Origin of the sequence: Serratia sp. (in: enterobacteria) (assembly GCF_046715635.1) — a bacterium.
GTDB lineage: Bacteria > Pseudomonadota > Gammaproteobacteria > Enterobacterales > Enterobacteriaceae > Chania.
On sequence record NZ_JBKJYW010000373.1, the window covers coordinates 1 to 3,327 of the forward strand.

At 54.7% G+C, this 3,327-nt stretch carries 1 protein-coding gene and 1 pseudogene; both read right to left on the reverse strand.

All coding sequences use genetic code 11. The annotated features are described in order from the left end of the window. Positions 1 to 99 precede the first annotated feature (99 nt). Positions 100 to 1,446: a shikimate transporter gene (gene shiA, locus ACLQ7H_RS19425; protein ID WP_411754078.1), complete on the reverse strand. Its 1,347-nt coding sequence runs from the start codon at positions 1,444 to 1,446 to the stop codon at positions 100 to 102. 109 nt (positions 1,447 to 1,555) lie between these two features. Next, positions 1,556 to 3,327 (reverse strand): annotated as a pseudogene (locus ACLQ7H_RS19430) (DNA-directed RNA polymerase subunit beta'); the annotation flags it as partial.

Here is a 3,327-nt window from a genome sequence, read left to right on the forward strand (position 1 = left end):
ATCCTAAGCCAACCAAGGTTATCTCTCCCCTCTTGATAACCTTGCTTACCAAACACCGGGGCGTGCGGGGACTGGCCGCACGCTTCCGGTACCTCCGTTTTATTCGACCGCTTGCGGTTTCATACGCATACCCACAATGGCCGAAAGCAGGCATCCTAGCGCCAGATAGGCGGCAACCAAATGCCAGGAACCGTCCATCAACTCCACCAGCAACACGGCAATAAACGGCGTGAAGCCGCCGCCGACTACGCTAGCGACCTGATAGCCCACTCCGGCTCCGCTATAGCGGTATGCAGTACCGAACAACTCGGTAAACATCGGCTGCTGCACGCTGACCAGCATGTCATGCGCCATATTTCCCAGCATGATGGCAAAGAAAATAATCATCACCGTGTTACGGCTCTCGAGCGCCATGAAAAACGGCACCGTGCTGGCAACACCAATCAAAGCCCCCGTTACGTAAATCCGCCGTCTGCCAAAGCTATCGGCCAAATAGGCAAAGCAAGGGATCGAGACACAGCTCACCGCCCCGACCAGCAAGCCGATATTCAGGAACAGATCCCGTGACAGGCCAAGATGGGTGGTTGAGTAGTTCATGGCAAAGGCTGTGACGATATACATCGTCAGCAGTTCGCCAAAGCGTAGGGCAATGATCAGCAAGAAGGCTTTGGGATTCTGGCGCAGTGCCTCAAATATTGGGAACTTGCGGATTTTCTCGGCCCGTTCGTGCAACGTTTTATTGGCTTCAAACTCCTGCGACTCGTCCATGCCATTACGGATCCACCAGGCAATAGCGAGCAGCACCAGGCTGAACAGGAACGGCAAACGCCAGCCCCAGTTGATAAAGTCCGCATTGCTGGTGAAGTGGCTGACCAGAGAAACCGAGCCGGTAGCCAACAGCAACCCGACACCAAAACCAATCTGTACACCACTGCTGTAAAAGGCTTTTCTCTTCTTCGGAGCACTTTCTACCGCCAGCAAGGCAGCACCGCCCCATTCGCCTCCCACGGCAAACCCCTGCACAGCTCGTAGCAGCACCAGCATGACCGGGGCCCACCAACCGACTGAATCGAAAGAGGGCAGCAGGCCGATCAACGCCGTAGAGATCCCCATCATCCACACGGTGATCATCAGCATGCGCTTACGGCCCAGCTTATCGCCAAAGTGCCCGAACACCATGCCACCCAGCGGGCGGAACAGGAAACCGACGCCAAAGGTGCCAAAGGCAGCCAGCGTGCCCATCGTTGGGCTGACCTGCGGGAAAAATTCGGTGTTAAAGACTAAAGCGGCAACTATTCCGTACAGTAGGAAATCGTACCAATCGACTACGGCGCCAACGAAGCTTCCCCAGGCGGCACGCCGCGCCCGGCTTTGAGAGTACTGGGTTGGTGAGGTTATTTCACTGTTGGCAGCGCTGCCGCCACTGACTGAAGTTGAGGTATCCATGCCTGTCCCGTTATTTTAACTTTACAGCACTGTACAACAAAAAGCCCCGGCTAGGATAGCCAGGGCTTTAGTCATTCACTGCTTAACGTGCAGTCAAGGATGAGGTGACTTATTCGTCACTGCCACCCAGGTTACCGGCGTTGAGCAATTCGGCCAGGTTGGCTGTCGCTTCTTCCGCGCTAACCAGCGGAACAACCGGAGTTTCACCCAGAGCCTTACGGCGCATACGATCCTGGTGATAAGCGTAACCGGTACCGGCTGGGATCAGACGGCCCACGATCACGTTCTCTTTCAGGCCACGCAGTTCATCACGCTTACCGGCAACAGCCGCTTCGGTGAGAACACGCGTCGTTTCCTGGAACGATGCAGCAGAGATGAAGGACTCGGTCGCCAAGGAAGCCTTGGTGATACCCAGCAGATCGCGTGAGAAGGTTGCTTCGATCTTGCCTTCAGCAGCAAGTTTACGGTTAGCAATCTTAACGCGTGATACTTCAGCCTGTTCGCCTTCCAGGAACTCGGTGCTACCAGCGCTAACGATGGTCCCTTTACGCAGCATCTGACGAACGATAACTTCGATGTGTTTATCGTTAATCTTAACGCCTTGCAGACGGTAAACTTCCTGCACTTCGTTGGTGATGTAGCGAGTAACCGCATGCACACCACGCAGACGCAGAATGTCATGTGGAGATTCTGGGCCGTCAGAAACAACGTCACCACGTTCCACAATTTCACCTTCGAACACGTTGAGCTGACGCCATTTAGGGATCATCTCTTCGTAAGCGTCGCTGCCGTCCAGTGGAGAGATTACCAGGCGACGTTTGCCTTTGGTCTCTTTACCGAACGAGATAATCCCGCTGATTTCAGCCAGGATTGCCGGCTCTTTCGGACGACGTGCTTCGAACAGATCCGCAACGCGTGGCAGACCACCGGTAATATCCTTGGTACCGCCGGATTCCTGAGGAATACGCGCCAGGGTATCACCCGCACCGATCTGAATGCCGTCTTCCAGCTGCACAATCGCTTTACCCGGCAGGAAGTATTGAGCAGGCATATCAGTACCTGGGATCAATACGTCGTCGCCTTTGGCATCAACGATTTTCAGTGCCGGACGCAGGTCTTTACCGCTACCAGTACGTTCTGCGCTGTCCAGTACTACCAGAGAAGACAAACCGGTCAGTTCGTCGGTCTGGCGGGTAATGGTCTGGCCGTCAACCATATCGGCGAAGCGAATGAAACCGCTCACCTCGGTCACAACCGGCATGGTGTGTGGATCCCAGTTAGCAACAGTTTCGCCGCCGTTAACTTCTGCACCATCACCTTTGCCCATTACGGCACCGTAAGGCACTTTGTAGCTTTCTTTGGTACGGCCGAATTCGTCGATCAGCTTCAGTTCGGTATTACGCGAGGTAATTACCAGCTTGCCCGAGGCGTTCATAACGAACTTCACGTTGCTCAGCTTCAGGTTACCTTTGTTCTTCACCTGGATGCTGGATTCTGCTGCCGCACGAGATGCCGCACCACCGATGTGGAACGTACGCATCGTCAGCTGTGTACCCGGCTCACCGATGGACTGGGCCGCGATAACGCCGATAGCTTCACCTTTGTTGATGATGTGGCCACGTGCCAGGTCACGACCATAGCAGTTGGCGCACACACCAAAGTCGGTTTCACAGCTCACTACGGAACGGACTTTAACGCTGTCGACAGAGTTCTCTTCCAACAGGTCACAAGTCTTCTCGTTCAGCAGGGTGTTACGTGGCACCAGGATGTCAGCCGTACCCGGCTTGATGACATCTTCAGCAGTCACACGACCCAGAACGCGTTCACGCAGTGGCTCTTTAACGTCACCACCTTCGATAACCGGAGTCATCATGATGCCGT